Here is an 18,702-nt window from a genome sequence, read left to right as displayed (position 1 = left end):
TTCACTCCTTAAAATTTTTAATTACACATTTATATAAGCAAGAAGCGTGCCAAAAAAAGATATAGACCAAACCCTTTAATAGCAAGGATTTGGTCTATATCACTTGTAGGTACACACTCTTTTTTCACACTTACACACTAATTTTTGTGTGTAAAATCATGATTTCCTGATTTTATTCTCTAAAAACATTTTTGTCAGATGAGCCACTTCGGTTTCCGGTATTGAAATACGATAAGCCTTTTCAATGACCATCAGATTCGTCCTGGCAACATCTGTTTCCAAACGGTTCTTCTTCACAAATTCCGTCAAGCCATCAAAAGATTTCGATTCTTCGCCCTTTAGAATCGAATCTACTAGAAAGGCCAGATGAATCACAATCCCGGCATCTACACCCGGCTCAACGATAATGTGCATATCGGTCTGAATTTGATGAACTGTCTTTTGCAGCATCACAATCAGCTTATGCAAGGAATCTACCGCTGTGATTGTATCACTCAGGGACTTAACAATTTTCTCTGTTGGTACCTCATCTCCGGCAATTCGCTTCAGCACATTCAACTTCTCGTCATCAAAAATATCATACGCAGAGAAAAACGGAATGTTTTGATATTCCACATCAACGGTTCCCGCAATTGCTTTGATTTCATACTCTTCCATCAAGCTGTCAATGTGCTTCTTGAAGGCTTCTCTCTCCAAAAACTGCATTTGGATGATTTCCACCTTATCCTCATCAATAACCGGAAGAATTCTTTGATACAGCCTAGCTGCAACTCCTTCTCCTGTAAAGCAGGTGACTACAACCGCCTTCTTCACTTGGTTAGGATTCTTCAGACTGCTGCGGAATTGCTCACGAATAATTCCTTCAAAGGACATCTGGATATTCTGGTAGATATCCTCCAAGCTTCTGCCGACACTGGCCATCCGAATCGCTTCCAAAACAATCATCGTACTCGTCATCGAAATCGCTTTTGTTCGAATCCCGGTTTCCTCGTAAATCATATTACCAAAGGAGTTCAATGAACCCATATCAGTCAAAAGCAGCATTCCGTTGCTCAGTGCTTCCTGATGCTCAGAAACATAGCTGCGCAGCTTTTCGTACATCGTCTGAACTTCCATTGTCAGCGGCATATTCATCGCTTTCCCTGTAGATATACCCAACAGCTCCTGTGCTGTTTTCAACATACTGGATGCAGTGGAATCCCCATGCATCAAAACAACGACTCCAACATTATTCACTTCGATGGTTTCCTTGTTTCCTACATCTATAGAAAGAAACATACTGATGAAGCCAATCTCATCGAAAGGTATCTCAATATCATTTTCTTCTTCAATAATTGCTGACAGGTCGATGGCTACTTGGAATTCATCCTTCATTTGCTTGCGTATATTGTTCAAATTCGGATGGACAATCATATGCCCTTCTCGCACTCGATCAATCGTGCTCTGCAGATGCAAAGCAAACGCAAAGCGAGCGTTCTCATTGTAGGTTCGGGACAAGCGTTTCTCAGCAATGTCATAGAGACGATTAGTCAGCTTCCAGATACTTTCAGGCAGCAGCTCTTTATGAATGGAGCTTTGTGTCAATTCCTCTACATAGGTTTGGAAATACGCATCCATATCTGTAGAAATCAGCTCTTCCAAGTCTACATTTTCTAAATCGTTTTGAGAAAGTGTTGATACTTTTTCTTCAATTTCGTTATAAACCTGCATATCTCGTGCCGGGTCCCTAGACCAGACAACTTCATTTGTTCCCGGTTCAAAGGTCAGATAATTATTTTTTGCATCGACAAAACGATCCAATCGATCGGCAACCTCTTTTATCTTGAGCAAGCCTTTTTGCACCTGCAGTGGCAAATCTTTTTTACGAATCATTAAAGATGCAGAGTTGTGCGTCCGATAGTGCAGGAAAGACTTTGCACACACCAGCTTCAAATCTCGTTTTACCTGTCCGATATTTCCTTCTGCGTCATACAGCATGAAAGCAAGCACAGCTTCTCTCTCAATGTTAATCCGCTGATTCAGTCGGTTCGCTTCCTGTTTAATAAACAGAGCAATAATGTCGTAGCGTTCATCAAGAGAACGTGCCTCCAGGTTTGGCAAGGTGATAGCCATCGGAATTCGTCGATTAAATGTGGTCAGAAAGCTCTCGGAGGATTCTGTCGTTGCACCAATAATCTGCACCGAAGCATTATAGGTCTTCCCACTTTCTCCAAGGGGACGATAAATACCTTTATCGATAAACGTAAACAGCATTTCCTGTCCTTCCGGAGGCAGGCGATGAATCTCATCAAGAAACAGCACGCCGCCATCTGCCTCAGAGATTAAGCCCGGACTGTCATTCTCAGCTCCCGTGTAGGCGCCTTTTTTCACGCCAAAAATATGCCCAAAAAGCAATTGCGGATTTTGTGCATAGTCTGCACAGTTAAAGGAAATAAATGGTGCATTCTGCGGCAATGTCTTGGAATCCACCGCAAAGTGATACATACATTCCGCAAACAAGGATTTCCCTGTTCCTGTTTCTCCGAAAATAATCGTATGGAGCCCTCTTGGCGGGTAAAGAATCGCTGCCTTTGCTTGTTGGATACTGACTTTCAATGAATCGTTCGCACCCACAAGATTTTCAAAGGAAACCTCACTCGAATTGTCTACATGAATCTTTTCTTCGTCCTCTTCAAGGGTTGCAGAATAGATGACAGGTCTGCCTTCTCCTTTAAGAATTCTTTTCTCTTTTGAAAGCTCACTCAAGTATCGACTTGCATTGCTTCGATCAATTTGCAGCTTCTCTGCAATATCGGCTGCTGTCATACCAATTTTCTTCTTTTGCAGCAAGGTTAAAATTTCTTCTTTTCTGGATTTCATGCTTAGCCTCCCTTATGCCCGATGAATCCAAACACAACAGTCAACAATCATTTCCCTTTTTTCTCTTTTCCTGTCGGCCGTCGATCCTCTTTCTTCTCCTTATGGAACCCGGCATCGTAAACAAACAGCTCCTCCGCCGTTTGCCCGACAGCCTTCATCAAACGCTGGAAGTCTCGTTTCGTCCGCTCATTGATAAAGGTCACAACTGCGCCTTCAGCACCCATTCGTCCTGTTCGGCCGGCACGATGGGCGTAGCTGACACTATCTTGAGGAACATCTGCATTAACTACAAAATCAATTGCAGGAAAATCCAGTCCTCTCGCTCCGACATCTGTCGTCAGAAGCATTTTTGCCCGCCTCTGAGAAAATTGAGTGATCGCCAGCTTTCTCATTTGTTTGTTCTGGTCCGAGGCAAGCCCCACCACTGGAAGAGCTTCATAGGTCAGCTTCTCCTCAATTGCCCCTAAATCAGCTAACTGATTGAAAAATACCATACCATAGAAAGATGGGATATGAAGCATCTTTTGAAGAAAGTCCTTTCGCTTTCTAAAAGGCACTTCTATGTAAAAATGTTGAATCTTACCGGCGGAATTATCCTCATTTACTGCATCAACAGTCAAGACCTCTGCTGCCAGCTCACTTACCTCTTTTTCAATTGTATCGGCAGTTGCAGAATAAAACACCAGCTGGTAATCTACTGGTGCACTTTGTAAAATCTGTCTCGTCAAATCCAGCTCACTTTTTTGAAGCAGTAAATCTGCCTCGTCCATAACAATTGTTTTCAGCTGGTGACTTTTGATTTTTTTCGAGCGAATCAGCTCCAGAATTCTTCCCGGCGTTCCAATCAAAACTTCCGGTTTTTTCTTCAGCTTCTCCACCTGACGTTTCACATTGGCTCCGCCAATTAACGTCTGGGTTTTCAGCTCCAGTGTTTTACCCCATTCCTGTGCGACCTGTCCAATTTGTACAGCCAGCTCCTGAGAAGGCGCAAGAATCAGCAATTGACTCCCTGCCTGTTTTTCTACATTCAATAAAAGCGGCAATAAATAAGCCAGGGTTTTCCCTGTGCCTGTAGGTGAAATACCTCTGACGTTTTTCCCTTCTGACAAGGGTGTGAAGCTCAGCTGTTGTATCGCTGAAGGTTCATCAAAACCAGAATCCTGCCATTGCTTCTGCCAGCCTTCTGGCAGCTGTTTAAATAAATCCATATGTATCCTCTTTCAAGAGCAAGGCTGTGACAATCATCCAAGAAATACATGTATCCCTTTCGAATCAAGTCACAACCCTGTCATTTATTAGTTTTAGCTGCTATGAACATCCATGAGCAAGCAGACTTTTCTGCATTATCTCATGTTTTACGCACTAATAGCCTATTCCTATTTTACTTTTTATCAGCATCAAATACAATACCCGCACTAGCTCTTAAATCGGTTACTACCTGATTAACATTGCGAGCCAGCTCAACCCATTCTTCATAAGCGATACCCCAGTTTTTATCTTCCGGGTTTTCAATGACATGAGCAAAATCTGCCGCTTCTTCAACCATTGGATTTTCTTCTGTTGTCAATGAAATGACCTCTGTCCGTTGCTGGTTTCTATCATGAAATTCGGCTTTTGAAATTGCATTGATTCCATCTAAAAGTAATGTGCCGTTATCAAAATAAATTTCTGAATCCAGAGAAGAATCACCGATTTTCCCAGCTTGGATTGTTACATCAAACCGATCATAGCGTAAAATTGCTGTTCCCAATCCATCAACTCCTGTGCGAATTTTCCGCGCAAAATAATGGCTTTCATTCGGGACACCAAACCAAGCAACTGCTGCATAGATTAGGTATACACCCAAATCCATCAAAGCGCCGCCGGAGAAGCGTGGAGAAAAAATATTTGGTTCCTGTCCATCCAGTACTTGGTCATAACGGGAAGAATACTTCATATAGGTAAAGTTTGCCCCGATAATCTCATTCTTCAATGGCAACAAATCGCCAATCTTTTTGAAGCTTTTTTCATGAATATTTCGAGCTGCTTCAAAAAAGAACACACGCTGTTGATTGGCCAATGTGATAATTTCATCCATTTCAGCAGGTGTTGAAAATGCCGGTTTCTCTACAATAACATTTTTTCCTGCTAAGATTGCCTGCTTTGCCTGTTCAAAATGCAACGCATTTGGTGAAGCAATATAGACGGTGCTCATGTGCGCAATATCAAAAAATGTGTTCAAATCAATTGCATATTCCACATCTCCATATTTCTCGCCAAATTTCTGTGCACTTTCCAGTTTTCTTGAATAGACAGCTGCCAAATCATATTTTCCTGTCTCCAATGCTGCCTGTACAAACTGGTCGCTAATCCAATTTGTTCCAATTACGCCTAAATGAATCATGTTATCCTCACCTTTCTTTTAACACTCATGTACTACATCTATTTTCCTATACCGCATCGCTGCTGCATAGTTTCACTCTCAGAAACGACTGACTCCACAACTATTTAGTATCTGAGAATGATAAAACCATAAAATATACTGCATTTACGTTTCATGCTTCTGATTTCAGAGCTCGAACATCAGCTACTGCTGAATAAATGCCTGATTCAAATCAAAAGCGATGGGTCGCAACACCTGAATCGATTCCGGTTGCACCCTACAATTGTAGGCAAGCACCTTTAATCCAGTTTGCTGTCCGACAAAAATTGCTTCCGCCAGTGCCTGCTGCATCTCTTTATTGATTGTCGCTACACGAATCTGTTCAAATTGAGCAATGAACAGTATGTAACACTGATAACCCTCAGCAATAGCCTTCGTTAATTCTTTGACATGCTTTAAGCCTCTAAGCGTTGGTGCATCAGGAAAGGCCCCGATTCTATCATTTTCCAGAGTCATCCCCTTTACCTCTACGAATGCCTTCTGTCCAGTATCTGTTTCGATGTAAATATCGAATTTCGAATCACCATATCGTTGTTCACGCTTTAAAAAGCTGATTTGACCATTCAGCTCCGGCAAAATAATCTCTCCATCTAACAGTCCTTGCGCTGCCAGTGCATTAGGCACTTGGCTGTCAATATTGAACCATTGCTCTGCCTTTTTTACAGCCACTAAGTCATACGCTGTTTTTCTTTTTGGCGAAGGTTGATGACTCAGCGCCACCTCAGCACCATATAACAGCACTTCTTTCCCTCTGCCGGTATTTTTTACATGAACCGTTACCTGCTCATTAGTTTCTATCAACTCACACTCAGCAATAAAGCGATTGGGTCTACTCAAAAAACGGGCCAAATGAACCTCTGGATAAACAATCATACGAACACCCTTTCCTCATCACAATACCACATTTTACAGACTTTGGACAACTAAGTTGTAGCAGATTAAGAAAAGCTGAACGAGCTTGTCCAGCTTCCGAACAATAAGACAAAATTGACACATGGTGTTCTTTACCATGAGACACATTTTGCCTTATTGTTGAGAGAAGCTAGCTCGTGAAGCTAGACAAACCAGAAAAGCTGAACGAGTCGCTTAGCTCATGCGCGATATAGGAAAACGGACCAAGTGTAACGTTTTGTATCGAGGATCGCAGTAAAATGAGAACCGTAGATACACATTATAAATTTTGTATTATGTTCACTGAAGGCAGTTTATCTTATCGTCAAGTGAGCTGACTCGTGAAGCTAGACAAACAGAAAAGCTGAACGAGCTTGTCCAGCTTCCGAACAATAAGACAAAATTGAAACATAGTGTTCTTTACCATGAGACACGTTTTGGCTTATTGTTGAGAGAAGCTATGCCAGTTCGACTTGTCTGTTACTTTAGTCGAATGGTATGCGTGACGTCAATCACACAAAACTTTTTCCTAAAAAGTTTTGTGCTCCTCTTAAATACGGTAGCTGCTCGTAAAGCTAGACAATATTCCGATGGTTCCCTTCCCAATCCTAGGTATCACCGAATTCACAGCCATAAAATTTTTATAATCCCTTCATACGATGCAAAAAAGAAGCTATGACATAAAAATGCCTCAGCTCCTTCTCTTTGTATTAACCTCTTACCTGTTGCTCAATCAGATGATTTTGATCCTGTGTAATAGCTCACGATTGAATAATAGAAACACAAGATAAATACCCAAATCACAGAAAATGCCTGTGTATTTAACGAACGTAAATACAACGTTCCTGCTACCAAAAGAATTGGTACTATAATGAACTTCATCAGCGGGGTACTAATCTTCGGTCTGAGCCATGTAACTAAAAACCGCACTGGTAAAAATACCACACCAAACAGCAACGTCATCAAAATATCTTTCTTTGTTACTTTCATCTTAAATTCCCTCTTTTCCGGCTGATCCAAGAATGTTTCCTGCAACAGCTCTTCTAATAATTTTAGTGAGATAAGGTCCGGTCTGCTTTTCCCCAATTCCCATTTTGAGATGGTTTGGCGAGTGACAAAAACCTTATCTGCAACCTCTTGCTGGGTCAAGCCCAATTCATTTCTTTTACGTTTCATTTTTTGACCTAAATCCATTTTTTCGTTTTCCCTCCTGCTTCGACTTTACCTTCCTGCCTCCAAAAAGGCACGCAACAGTTGCTGTTGCGCAGGCAATTCACATAAATTCTTCCGTTTCATCAGTACCATAGACAATTTCTCTGATTTTTCTCAACATTCTTAAATTTTGTTAATGATGCGTTATTGTTCTCATCATTTTTTCTTCATTCATGCTATCATAAAAAGAAAAGCCGGAGGTTGAAAAATTGAAAAAGCATTGGTCATTTTTGCTTGGGGCTTCTGTCGTTACAGGTATTGCCAGTTCATTACTTTTTAAGCACGGTAAAAAGAAGTTGGATGAGAATCGGTCAACAGCTGATTTGATAAAGGTATACCAAGGACAGTGGTGGTTTGTTGATAAGAAAAAGGCGACACAGCATCAGCTGACAATCGACGATAAGCTGCTTATTCGTCTGGATGGAAAGGAATTGGAGTTTGCGCTCATCGAGTGGAATATGAAACGGTTAGCCATTCAGGATTCCTTCGGTTTCCATTTGATTATCGAGACGAAATCTGATGTTCCAACAACACTCTATGATGAAGCGGATGATAGTACCTATCTATTAGAAGCTGTTGTGCCTGTAGAGAAATTAATGAAGGAAGATTAAACTGTCAACGACTGTTTATAAAACAGGAAAAACAGGCGTATGTCAGTTACAACTATAAAAAACGTCAGGAATCATTTCAGATTCCTGACGTTTTTTATAACTCTTCAATTTCTTTTCTGTCTTTAGTCACGCTTAGCTTGCCTTGTCGCTTTTCAAGCTCTTTTTCCACTTCTGATAGCGGAATATTTTTTTCCGCCAGTAAAACCAGCATATGGTACACAAGATCAGCGGTCTCAGAAATAAGCTCTTCTTGATCGTTTTTTGCTGCGATAACGACCTCGGTGGCTTCTTCTCCAACTTTTTTCAGAATTTTATCCAATCCTTTATCAAATAAGTAGTTGGTATATGAGCCTTCCTTCGGCTGCTCTTTTCTTTCGAGAATTTCATTATATAGTGATTCAAGCATTGTTTGTTTCCTCCTCAAGAATGACATTGAAAAAACAGCTATGAGCCCCTGTATGGCAAGCCGGACCGACCTGCTCGACACGAATCAGCAACGTATCTTTGTCGCAATCTGTAGTTATACTTTTCACGTGCTGGACATGTCCGCTAGTTTCGCCTTTGTTCCATAATGAGTTGCGGGAACGGGAATAGAACCACGTCGTTTTAGTTTCAAGTGTTTTATTGTAGCTCTCCTCGTTCATATAGGCCAGCATCAGCACGTCATTCGTCTGGTGCTCAATAATGATTGCCGGAACTAAGCCCTTTGAAAAATCTAGTTTCATCTGCGTACTGTCACTCCTTTATCCTGTAAAAATTCTTTTAAATCAGGAATTTTCACTTCGCCATAATGGAAAATACTTGCTGCTAAAGCTGCTGTAACTTCTGTTTGCTCAAAAACTTCTAAAATATCTTCTTGATTGCCGCAGCCGCCGGAAGCAATAACCGGAACAGTCACTGCCTCACAGACTGCCTGATTCAATGCCAAATCATAGCCCTGCTTCGTGCCATCTGCATCCATACTTGTCAGCAAAATCTCGCCTGCTCCTAGCTCAACCGCCTGCTTGACCCACTCAATAACATCCAAACCGGTATCTTCTCGACCACCTTTGACAAACACATGCCAGCTGCCCGAATCTGTTCGTTTAGCATCAACTGCCACGACGATACATTGGGACCCAAATTTCTCAGCCCCCTCTTTAATCAAAAGCGGGTTTTGGATTGCTGCCGAATTCAATGAAATTTTATCTGCTCCCGCCTGCAGCATCTTCTTCATATCCTCAACAGAGCGGATACCACCACCTACAGTCAGAGGAATAAATACTTCTGAAGCCGTTCGTTCAATAACATCAACCATCGTTTCCCGTTCATCACTGGTCGCGGTAATATCCAGAAAAACCAGCTCATCTGCCCCCTGATCGTTATAGGCGCGTGCAATGGCTACAGGATCACCGATGCTTTGCAGATTAACAAAGTTAACCCCTTTAACCACCTGACCATCTGTCACATCCAGACAGGGAATAATTCGTTTTGTCAGCATGAGGCTTCCACCTCCAACAGTTCTTCCAGTGTTACTCGTTCATCATAATAAGCCTTGCCAACAATCGCGCCATAGACACCAATTGCAGCGAGCTCTTCTAAATCCTTTTTGTTACTAACTCCTCCTGAAGCGATAATATCAATTGTTGGGACAGCCTGCTGCAACGCTTGATAATGTGCCACACTTGGTCCTGTCAGCGTACCATCTTTAGAAATATCTGTATAAATCAACGTCTGCACGCCAATTGCCGCCATTTCTTTTGCCATCGTCAGATAATCGGTTTCACTGACTTCCAACCAGCCGCTCACAGCAACCTTGCCGTCTTTGGCATCAATTCCCACAGCAATTTTTTCCTGATACTTTTCAACCGCTTCTTTGACCAGCTCAGGATTTTTCAATGCTGCTGAGCCGATAATGATTCGATCAACACCGATCGCCACATATTGTTCCACCTGCTCCATCGAACGGATACCGCCGCCAACCTCAATCATCAAGCCTGTTTCTTTTTTTATTTTTTCAATCAAAGGTGCATTGGTCGTTGTCCCGTCCAACGCTCCATCTAAGTCAACAATATGAAGAAACTTAATGCCTGCTGCCTTAAAGATATGAGCCTGTGCCAACGGGTCCTCATTAACAATGGTCTTTTGTGAGAAGTCTCCCTTCACTAATCGAACTGCTGCGCCCTCTCGAATATCAATTGCCGGTAATACGTACATGATCCACGACCTCCTTGAATCCTTTCAGTATTTTGAGTCCTGCCTCGCCGCTCTTTTCCGGATGAAATTGTGTACCAAAGATATTCCCCTTTGAAATCATTGCAGGCACTTTCAATGAATATTGTGCAAGGGCATCAATAGTATCTGGGTCACAGTCGGCATAATAGGAATGGACAAAATAAACATATTCACCTGACAGCTCCTTTGTCAGTGGCGTTTCGTTTGTAATTATCAGCTCATTCCAGCCCATATGAGGCACAGGGAAGCCTTTTTCAGCCGGCAGCTGTTCACAGATTCCCTCAATCAGCTCCAAGCCTCGGGTAAACCCGTTTTCCATACTTCCCTCAAGCAGCAGCTGCATGCCCAAGCAAACACCTAGGATAGGCGTACCATTTTTTGCCGCCTGCTTAATTGCTTCAGTCAAGCCTCGTTCATTCAACGCTTCCATCGCCAAAGAAAATGCGCCCACACCAGGTAAAATCAAGCCATCTGCTTGAGCAATCTCATCTGTATCCGCTGATAATTTATTCTCCAGCCCAACGTAATCCAACGCTTTTTGGACGTTTCGTGTATTTCCGGTATCGTAATCAATAATGACGATCATCTATAACGTTCCTTTCGTGGAATTAATCCCATGTATATCGGGATTGAAGGTGACTGCTTCCCTCAGTGCTCTGCCAGTTGCTTTAAATAGTGATTCAATTTTATGATGCGTATTTTTTCCATGTAGAATTTTTAAATGCAGATTCATTTGAGTATTAAATGCCAGGGCTTGGAAGAACTCCTCTGTCAACTCTGTATCGAACGCACCAAGCTTGGGGTTGTCAAAATCGGCATCAAAAACTAAGTAGGCTCTGCCGCTTAAATCAAGAGAAGCCATCCCTAATGTTTCATCCATCGGAACAAAGCTGGTGCCATAGCGATTAATCCCTGCCTTATCTCCCAGTGCTTCCTTCAAACACAGACCTAAAACAATCCCAACATCCTCGACTGTATGATGGCTGTCTACATCCAAGTCTCCGTCTACTTTAACATCTAATGACATTCTACTGTGACGAGCAAACAATGTCAGCATATGATCAAAAAAACCAACGCCCGTATCAATTAGAACCGGCTCCTGTACATCCAAATTCAATGATAGTTCAATAGATGTTTCTGCTGTTTTTCTTGTTAAGCTTGCTTCTCTCATTGGTTCTCCTCCTTAAAACGATATTCAACAGCTCGTGCATGTGCTTCAAGACCTTCTTTTCTTGCAAGTAACGCAATATCTGCCTGAACCTCTGCTAAAGCAGCTTTTGTATAATAACTGACCTGACTATATTTGATAAAATCATAAACTCCCAACGGTGAATAGAACTTGGCCGTCCCACTTGTCGGCAAGACATGGTTCGTTCCTGATAGATAGTCGCCAACCGGCTCGGAAGTATAAGCACCCAAGAAAATCGAACCGGCATTTCTGATTTCATACAGCCGACTCATCGGATCATTCATCTGAACTTCTAAATGCTCCGGCGCAATCTCATTCATAATAGCAAACATATCTGCTTCAGTCTCCGCTAAAATAATCCAGCTGTGATCGACAATCGAACGCTCAGCAATTTCTTTTCTCGGAAGAGTAATCAGTTGTTCGGCAAGCTCTCTCTCCACTTCTTCAGCAAGTGCTTTGGAATCAGTGACCAAAAAGGTTCTAGCCAATACATCATGCTCTGCCTGTGAAAGTAAATCCGCTGCAATAAAAGCAGGATTCGCCTCTTTATCAGCCAAAACGCCAATTTCCGATGGTCCGGCAATCATGTCGATACCAACGATACCAAACACCTGCTTCTTCGCTGTCGCAACATAGATGTTTCCAGGTCCAACAATTTTATCTACTTTGGGAATAGTCGCTGTTCCGTAAGCCAATGCAGCAACTGCTTGTGCACCGCCAATCTGAAATACTCGATCCACTCCGGCGATTTTTGCGGCTGCGAGGATAATTGCAGGTACTCCTTCCACTGATGGCGGCGTAACCATGATAACCTCTTCAACGCCGGCAATCTTCGCCGGCAGAACATTCATCAACACCGAAGAAGGGTATGCCGCTGTGCCTCCCGGAACATAAACCCCTACTCGTTGCAGAGGACGCACTAACTGTCCACGAAACACTCCACTTTTTTCGCTATCCATGAAATCATTTTGCTTTTGCTTTTTGTGGTAGCTGATAATATTCTCTTTGGCCTTTTCCAACGCCTGCTTCACATCTTCATCAAGTTGTAAGTAGGCTTGCTCAAGCTGTTCCTGTGATATTTCCAATTCTGTTAAAACTGCTCGGTCAAATTTTTTAGAATACTCAATCAACGCCTGATCCCCGGATGCGACAACTGTCTCGATGATTTCTTTCACAGCAGCCTCAATCTGCTGATTGTCTGACTGTCTTGTATACTTTTCCTTATCCAGTTCAGAAAGTATGTCTTGTTTTGTTCCTGATAGCCATCTCATTGCTTATCCCTCTTTTCCAATTACAGCTTCAAGCTGTTCAAACAGCTCAAAAATTTCCTGACGTTTTCGCTTCAATGTAGCCTTATTAACAATCATCCGAGCAGATATGCGGCAAATATCTTCATAAATCTGCAAACCATTTTCCTTCAATGTCGTACCTGTTTCAACAATATCAACAATCGCATCAGCTAAGCCGAGAACCGGCGCAATTTCTACCGAACCTTCAATCTTAATGATATCGACATCTTCACCTTTGCTTCTGAAATGTGTTGAAGCTATCGTTGGGTACTTGGTTGCAATCCGTTTTCGTTTATGGTCGTTTGGCTGATAATCCTCGGTAGAAGCTACTGAAAATTTGCATTCTCCAATCGATAAATCCAGCATTTCGTAGTAGCCGTGCGGGTGCTCCAATAGCACATCCTTGCCAACAACACCCAAATCAGCAACACCATGGCGAACATAGGTGGTCACATCTGCAGCTTTTACCAGTAGAAAAGTCAAGGTCTGGTCAGCATTTTGAAAAACAAGTTTTCGTTGTTTGTCCTTCATAAAAGACACATCGATGCCTGCCTGCTCAAACAATGCCAATGTCTGCTTCTCCAGTCTGCCCTTCGTGAGGGCAATCGTCAAATTATTTTTCATCCTGCGCACCCACCTTTACTCGAATCTGCTCTTCTCCTTGAATCAGAATAATTTCATCATAAAACCACTTTTCTCCATAGGCCAAAGCTTCTTCCCATGTATCAAAAAGAGAAAGCTCACTATTTTCTGTCTGACGGACAAAGTCCTGAGCTGCAGCGAGTTCATTTAATGAAGCATGTACCAATATTTTAGGATTTTTTAACTCTGCTAAAATATCTAACCGATACTGTAAAGAAACCAGTGTGTCGAGATTGATTCCAAATCCAACTGCCGGAATTCGAGTATGACCAAACTGCTCCACCAGATGATCGTAGCGTCCGCCCCTCAAGAATACTTCCGGTATCAAATCTGCGTAGCCATTAAACAAAATCCCTGTATAGTAATCCATCAATGCAACTGAGCCAAGATCCACTGTCAAAGAAATATCCGGAAGTGTCTCTTCAATCAATCGTGCCATCCCGCTGATTTCTTCAAGAACTGAAGCAAATGCCACGCCCTCAGGCAGCAAGTCCATTGCCTCGTTTAAAACAGGTGTTACTTCACCAAACAGCTTAGGTAATGCACTGATGAACTCATTCAGCTCACTTGGATGCTGTTTAACAAATTCATCCAATGCGCTTAAATTTTTGTTACTTAACAGTTCTCTCAGACTTCTTTTTTCCTCTGCATTCAGTTGCAAATAAGAAGCAACCTCATTGAAAATTCCCGCATGACCTAACTCAAAATGAAAATTAGGAATATTCAGCTCCTTTAGAATTTCTACAGCACAGGAAATACATTCCAGTTCAGCCTTAGCAGATGAAAAACCAATCAGCTCAATGCCAGCCTGCGTCAATTCATTTTGCTCGCCAGTCATTTCATTATTAAACCGAAAGACTCTACCGCTATAGGACAGCTTTAAAGGAGGCTGAATACCCGCCGTTGCAGCAACACGACCAATAGGCATCGTCATATCAGGACGCAACACAAGCAAACGCCCTTGCTTGTCAAAAAAGCGATAAAGCACGCCTTCAATCTCATCTACTTGAAACACATCTTCAAACTCAATCAATGGCGTATCCACCCTCTGATAGCCTCGATTTCGAACAATTGTATTGACCTGCTGTTCCAGCTGATATGCGCCGTTTGCTTCACGAAACAGCTTATCTCTAGTGCCGGAAGGTAAACTTCGATTCCATTTCATGTATAACAACTCCTTTTGCTCATTTTCGTAATCCTCAGTTCATTTCCTTAACTCTAAAAAAACAAAAAGTCCTCTTGGCAAATAAGCCAAGAGGACGAGAAACTTTTTTCACGTGGTCCCACCTCAGATTCATTTCCGCCTCTCAGCGAAAAACTCTGTTAGTCTAAGACTAAAAGCGATAACGGGCAGTACCGATTTTTCCTACAATAATTATTCAGAAAAACAATTTACAGGCGTGTTCAATGACAAGCGGCTATTTCCTTGCACCAACCGGAAACTCTCTGAAGCAGCAAAAATCACTTACTATTCTGATCATTATTTTTTTCATCGTATTCTCATTTATTTCTAAAAACTTTATCATGGATAGCCAAAATAGTCAACAGCTTTCCCAAAGAATCTGGCAAAAAAAGTTTGATAAAAGTATCTAGCTTCGAGAAACAAGTAAACAGGGTGACTATACCTGCTCGAAAATGAGTATTGGTTATTAAAATCAGACAGTAAAGTATCTTTTTATAATGTTTTTAAATATTCTATTTCTTCTTCTGTCCATTTTTGACGAACTAGCTCAAAAATCTGTGTTGAAAGAGTAGTTATTTTTCTTCATTCTGAACTTTCTTTTATAGAAGAACTATCCCAATTTTTCATTTGATCCATTGAAAGATACATCTTTTGTAAAGTCTTGCCTTTTTCTAAAATATTGTTATCTATAATACCTTCATTCAATAATCTACTCAATGTAATTTCACTAAGAAAAGAAGGAGCTTCTATAGCAAATTCTTCAAGCAGATAATATTCAATCAATTCATCTGATAGATTTAAAACTTCCGAATTAGAATGCTTCAATGTTTCTAGAAACAAGTCAAATGATTCTCCAACTCTTATCATACTATTCTTACCTCTCTTCTCATTTAGTCAATTTGTATTGCTGTTCCTCTCAAGTACTAAAATTGATTTAATCTCATTTTCTGTACTTTTATATAGTCTTTCAGGGCTAGAGATGATATCCTCAAGTGATGCTGGCTTCCACTGAACATTTTTAGAAGTTGAGACCTTCAGCCTTTTATCTACGTAAATTAAACCAGCAACTTTGACATCAACAATAATTATTACCTGACCTAGGTAAGTAGGAATTGAAAAAATCTACTGGCACTTAGCTACCTGTCATTCAATTTTTGGATTAAAAAACAATATTTTGGAGTATCCCTCCACTAATATCGTTTTAGCAATTTATCATTTTAACTGAATGTGATTTTCTCTTTTATGACTCTAACTTGGCTTTAAGCTCTTTAAAGATTTCTTGAAATTTAATATTTTCCTTATAATTTTCATTAAGACAGGTTTCTATATGATCTCCAATTTCTTCATAAGAATAATATGCTTTTTCATCTTGAGGTGATGCAGGATATTCAGAGACAAGTAAAACTTGATTATCTTTTATTTCTTGTAGCTCTTCCTCATCATCTTCTTCATCCAAATCTTCTTTAAATAGAATAGCCATAGCATCTATTCTGAAAGATTCATTGTTCAAAAATCTGAACATAAAATCTTCAATATAGTCTCCGATTAAAACAAAATACTGACGAATCAAATTTTCTTTTTCTAACTTATCTTCTACTAATTTATACATACTAATTCTCCTATCTCTTCATTGATGGATGAAAATTTGTCAGCTCACCCGTTACAGCATCTAAGTACCCTGTAAACCCTATATCATTAGAAGAACCTTTTACTATTCTTCCATTTATTGTCCCACTTTGCATTGCTTCTGAACCCCATTGATATATTTGATCATTAGAAAATACATTAGGATCATAAACTGTTTTTGGTTCAGGAATTTTTTTGTACTCATCAAGAACTAATTTTCCCTTCACTTCTTTTGGTACTCTATATTCAATTTCATAAATCCCTTCTACTGTAGGATGTGGCTTTTTATTTATAATGCAGTCGTCAACGTTAAACCCTTGCGCCCTTAGCTCTCCATAAAAAGCATCCATATTATGCCCTCCTATAACCCCTTTTCCTTTTTTACGAACAAGTCCTTGCGAATTAACTAAGTGATCTTTAGCATCAGGACCAATAGTAAAGTTGTTAGGCTGACTAACTTTCTTGTAAGCAACATTTCCAGTACTCTTGCTTTTGTCTAATGTATAATTCTTTCCATTTTTGCTACCTGATAATACATCATTAGACCCGCTGGCATGCTTAGTATCTGCGGCATCATCCAACACATTCGCTACATTTTTAGAAGTTGAAACCTTTGTCTTTTTATTCAAATAAACCAAGCCGGCCATTAAGGCTAAATCTAACAGTCCTGTTTTATTTGCCATCCAATAGGCAGATTCTATATGTGCATTTGCTTGACCGGACCATTCCCAACCTTTAGGAAGCTGGTTCGAGTTAAGGTAATTCTTGCCATCACCTCTTCTTCGTGCGGCTAGGTCCAGTTCATAGATTTTCTCCCAGTCGACCACTTCATAAATGCCTTCTAAGTTCTTGCCGTATCTTTCAACATACTCCTGTAATTCTTTATCAAACACCCTCACGCCGTCTTTATCGATAAACCACATGATTTTTATTTCTTTGGTTTCCGGGTCTTCATACGGCCATGCATATACATTATGCTTTTCAAGTTCCTTGATTTTCTTCTCGTGGTATTCTTTTTCTTTTTTCTTGATGTTCTCCGCTCTGGTTTGCCACTTCTCTGCAATTGTTGCTGTCCAGCCTAAGTCTGTTGGAATCGAGAACCCACTGCCGGTAAATGAAGTACCCGCTTGAGCGGCTCCTTGACTTACCATTGCTTCCAATTCTGAAATAGCTGAAAAAATAGCCGGAGAAGTCCCATGGAAGTCCAATAGCTTATCCAATTTTTTCTGCAGCATATCTCTGGCATCTTCTAACAGGCCTTTCGCCTGACTATTTTGATTTAATTGTCGGATTTTGAAATTGTCCGCTAAATCCTTGCCTTCAATCGTTGCACGAATAGCATCCAAATGGCTAATTTGCCCGTTCAACTGTTGAATCTTTTCTTCGAGTTCCTCTGACTTCAAGTCACCACTATCCACGGTTCCTTGATAGTCCTGTACGAATTTCTGGCAGGCTTCTCCGACCGCTTCCGAGAGTAGAATACCCGCTTTTGCCAGCGGCATCAACACAGCACTATAAAATCCTTTTGCATTTCTATAGGCCGTAGAATTCAATCGATCCTCACCAATGAAATGCTGTAGTGCCTGTAACATATTTTCATAGGCCTGCTGATCTTGTTGGCTTTTGGCTAAGACACTGGCTGCCTGACTTTGGGAAGCTCCTACAAACATGTTAACACTCATTCATAGATACTCCTCGTTAGCAAGTATGCTTTCGCGCGCATAAGAAAGCTCACTTTGGGTATCCTCAATATCTCGTTGTTTCCTATCCCACTGTTGCCGTTCCTCATCCAACTCGCCGAAAATATGAGTCTCACGATGCTGTAAGCCATCTAGTTGCTCGCTTAAATACCAAGTGAAATCAGTCTGTCGGAACTGCTCCTGCATCTCTGAAAACAAGGTCGAGGTGTAATGGAAAAATTCTTCGTATTCTTCTTCAAGCTGTCTCAGATGCTTTCTTCCTTCCGTCACCTGATCCAGTTCTTCCTCCAACAACCGCTCATCCTGTTGAATATCCTCCAACGACTGCGTCATCTGCCTCCCCCTCCTATAGGTGAAGGAATGGATATCAATTTTCTTACCGCTTGATCTGCGGCTTCAAATTCATTCGCAATACTTTGTAAATTATTTGATGCCTGTCCGATGGCCTGCACAATGTTATTCTGACCACCCAACATGGCTTGAATGGCTTCCTGTGCGTTCATATTTCCACCAACCGTTGTTTGCGTATCGCTTAAAATCGCCCCGCCATCGGCAGCGCTGTCCAAGGAATTCGCAATCTTTGTCGCAACCTGTCCAGCAACCACTGAACTACTTTTCACTTCTGCTATTCCACTCATAGTAAACCTCCCTTTTTAATGGTACATAAAAACTTTACCATAAGTGCAGATAGGCAAACAATGATATAAATAATATTTTTTTGAGATAAGAATTTATTGCTTACTTAAACAAGTTTAAAAATTAGGGGGTTATTAGTTATTGTGCAAACTACTATCAACATGTTATCACAAGTAAAGGAAAAGCCTTTAAACCCTTGAAAAACAAAGGATTTAAAGGCTTATTTTT

At 41.0% G+C, this 18,702-nt stretch carries 20 protein-coding genes and 1 other annotated feature; of the genes, 1 reads left to right on the top strand and 19 read right to left on the bottom strand.

What is annotated here, in order from left to right:
• Positions 1–156: 156 nt before the first annotated feature.
• From IW510_RS01970 to IW510_RS01950, 5 genes are all read right to left on the bottom strand, one after another.
• Positions 157–2,859, bottom strand: a complete 2,703-nt coding sequence (locus IW510_RS01970; protein ID WP_202056236.1) for a sigma 54-interacting transcriptional regulator — start codon at positions 2,857–2,859, stop codon at positions 157–159.
• A gap of 47 nt (positions 2,860–2,906) precedes the next feature.
• A complete protein-coding gene (locus tag IW510_RS01965; RefSeq protein WP_202056232.1) occupies positions 2,907–4,067 on the bottom strand; it encodes a DEAD/DEAH box helicase in 1,161 nt (386 codons plus the stop codon).
• A gap of 173 nt (positions 4,068–4,240) precedes the next feature.
• Entirely contained in the window at positions 4,241–5,242 is a 1,002-nt protein-coding gene (locus IW510_RS01960) for a Gfo/Idh/MocA family protein (protein WP_202056231.1), read from the bottom strand.
• Between the two features lie 183 nt (positions 5,243–5,425).
• Positions 5,426–6,151, bottom strand: coding sequence for a DNA/RNA nuclease SfsA (gene sfsA / locus IW510_RS01955; RefSeq protein ID WP_202056595.1), 726 nt, complete (start codon positions 6,149–6,151; stop codon positions 5,426–5,428).
• Positions 6,152–6,901: 750 nt separating this feature from the next.
• Positions 6,902–7,366 carry a helix-turn-helix transcriptional regulator gene (locus IW510_RS01950; RefSeq protein ID WP_202056230.1) on the bottom strand — a complete coding sequence of 155 codons (465 nt, stop codon included), beginning with the start codon at positions 7,364–7,366 and terminating at the stop codon, positions 6,902–6,904.
• Between the two features lie 227 nt (positions 7,367–7,593).
• On the opposite strand from IW510_RS01950, the gene IW510_RS01945 reads away from it, so the two are divergent.
• Positions 7,594–7,995, top strand: a complete 402-nt coding sequence (locus tag IW510_RS01945; RefSeq protein ID WP_202056228.1) for a DUF4828 domain-containing protein — start codon at positions 7,594–7,596, stop codon at positions 7,993–7,995.
• A 94-nt stretch (positions 7,996–8,089) separates the two neighbouring features.
• On the opposite strand, the gene hisE is transcribed toward IW510_RS01945, so the two are convergent.
• The 14 genes from hisE to IW510_RS01875 form a co-directional block, all read right to left on the bottom strand.
• Positions 8,090–8,401: a phosphoribosyl-ATP diphosphatase gene (gene hisE, locus IW510_RS01940; protein ID WP_202056226.1), complete on the bottom strand. Its 312-nt coding sequence runs from the start codon at positions 8,399–8,401 to the stop codon at positions 8,090–8,092.
• A complete protein-coding gene (gene hisI / locus IW510_RS01935; protein ID WP_202056224.1) occupies positions 8,394–8,720 on the bottom strand; it encodes a phosphoribosyl-AMP cyclohydrolase in 327 nt (108 codons plus the stop codon). Before hisI ends, hisE begins: the two co-directional genes overlap by 8 nt.
• Positions 8,717–9,475, bottom strand: a complete 759-nt coding sequence (gene hisF, locus IW510_RS01930; protein WP_202056220.1) for an imidazole glycerol phosphate synthase subunit HisF — start codon at positions 9,473–9,475, stop codon at positions 8,717–8,719. The genes hisI and hisF overlap by 4 nt, the downstream gene beginning before the upstream one ends.
• Positions 9,469–10,191 carry a 1-(5-phosphoribosyl)-5-[(5-phosphoribosylamino)methylideneamino]imidazole-4-carboxamide isomerase gene (gene hisA / locus IW510_RS01925; RefSeq protein ID WP_202056218.1) on the bottom strand — a complete coding sequence of 241 codons (723 nt, stop codon included), beginning with the start codon at positions 10,189–10,191 and terminating at the stop codon, positions 9,469–9,471. The genes hisF and hisA overlap by 7 nt, the downstream gene beginning before the upstream one ends.
• Complete coding sequence (gene hisH, locus IW510_RS01920; protein WP_202056212.1) at positions 10,169–10,795, bottom strand: imidazole glycerol phosphate synthase subunit HisH; 627 nt, start codon at positions 10,793–10,795, stop codon at positions 10,169–10,171. Before hisH ends, hisA begins: the two co-directional genes overlap by 23 nt.
• Positions 10,796–11,380, bottom strand: a complete 585-nt coding sequence (gene hisB / locus IW510_RS01915) for an imidazoleglycerol-phosphate dehydratase HisB (RefSeq protein ID WP_202056211.1) — start codon at positions 11,378–11,380, stop codon at positions 10,796–10,798.
• A complete protein-coding gene (hisD, locus tag IW510_RS01910) occupies positions 11,377–12,669 on the bottom strand; it encodes a histidinol dehydrogenase (protein WP_202056210.1) in 1,293 nt (430 codons plus the stop codon). Before hisD ends, hisB begins: the two co-directional genes overlap by 4 nt.
• Before the next feature lie 3 nt (positions 12,670–12,672).
• On the bottom strand, positions 12,673–13,311 hold the full coding sequence (gene hisG, locus IW510_RS01905; RefSeq protein ID WP_202056206.1) for an ATP phosphoribosyltransferase: 639 nt from the start codon (positions 13,309–13,311) through the stop codon (positions 12,673–12,675).
• The gene (hisZ, locus tag IW510_RS01900; RefSeq protein ID WP_202056200.1) at positions 13,301–14,494 is read right to left on the bottom strand and encodes an ATP phosphoribosyltransferase regulatory subunit; all 1,194 of its coding nucleotides are present in this window, start codon (positions 14,492–14,494) and stop codon (positions 13,301–13,303) included. Before hisZ ends, hisG begins: the two co-directional genes overlap by 11 nt.
• 87 nt (positions 14,495–14,581) lie before the next feature.
• Positions 14,582–14,819, bottom strand: a binding site (T-box leader).
• 275 nt (positions 14,820–15,094) lie between these two features.
• Positions 15,095–15,379 carry a hypothetical protein gene (locus IW510_RS01895; protein WP_202056197.1) on the bottom strand — a complete coding sequence of 95 codons (285 nt, stop codon included), beginning with the start codon at positions 15,377–15,379 and terminating at the stop codon, positions 15,095–15,097.
• A 373-nt stretch (positions 15,380–15,752) separates the two neighbouring features.
• Positions 15,753–16,121, bottom strand: a complete 369-nt coding sequence (locus IW510_RS01890) for a hypothetical protein (protein WP_202056195.1) — start codon at positions 16,119–16,121, stop codon at positions 15,753–15,755.
• Between the two features lie 10 nt (positions 16,122–16,131).
• Entirely contained in the window at positions 16,132–17,820 is a 1,689-nt protein-coding gene (locus tag IW510_RS01885) for an EndoU domain-containing protein (protein ID WP_202056193.1), read from the bottom strand.
• A complete protein-coding gene (locus IW510_RS01880) occupies positions 17,821–18,171 on the bottom strand; it encodes a DUF3958 family protein (protein WP_202056191.1) in 351 nt (116 codons plus the stop codon).
• Positions 18,168–18,476, bottom strand: coding sequence for a TIGR04197 family type VII secretion effector (locus tag IW510_RS01875; RefSeq protein WP_202056189.1), 309 nt, complete (start codon positions 18,474–18,476; stop codon positions 18,168–18,170). The genes IW510_RS01880 and IW510_RS01875 overlap by 4 nt, the downstream gene beginning before the upstream one ends.
• Positions 18,477–18,702 lie beyond the last annotated feature (226 nt).

It is taken from the genome of Enterococcus sp. BWR-S5 (assembly GCF_016745255.1).
Classification (GTDB): Bacteria; Bacillota; Bacilli; order Lactobacillales; family Enterococcaceae; genus Enterococcus_L.
Note: the sequence above shows the minus strand (reverse complement) of the source record. Positions and strands in the feature narration are given on the sequence as shown.